At 59.4% G+C, this 414-nt stretch carries 1 protein-coding gene; it reads left to right on the forward strand.

Going from position 1 to position 414, the window contains the following annotated elements:
* On the forward strand, window positions 1-236 hold a 236-nt coding region (locus RM844_RS33120), incomplete at its 5' end, for a hypothetical protein (RefSeq protein ID WP_394814667.1).
* Window positions 237-414 lie beyond the last annotated feature (178 nt).

Below are 414 nucleotides of genomic sequence, written 5' to 3' on the forward strand. Positions count from 1 at the left end.
GGTTGGACTGGGGGCAGGACCTCATCGGCCCGATTACTGAGTTCCTGGCTGCCCGGTTTAACCTGGGTAGCAACCCGAGCACACGAGAATTACCGGCACAGTTGGTAATTCAGGTGTGCCGACACGCATATTTGCACTGGGTCGCGGACGGTGACTTCGCCGGCCTGCGAGCCGCGTTGCGGGTTGGTATGCAGATGGTTGTCGGGGCACTGCCGATTCTGTCGAAACAGGTCTGACCCACAGCTGGTGTGGACGCAAATTAGTTAATTACCAAAAATTTCGAGCGGCCCTACGTACGCGCGGTTGGACTTCACTCGTTCGGTGATGCGCCAACGGCCGTCGTCATCTCGCCGCCAGGTGTCGTGGTAGTCGCCCAACGTGTAGAACCGCGTCGACGGGTCGCCGGCTGAATTC

Source organism: Streptomyces chisholmiae (assembly GCF_031845445.1).
Classification (GTDB): Bacteria; Actinomycetota; Actinomycetes; order Streptomycetales; family Streptomycetaceae; genus Streptomyces; species Streptomyces chisholmiae.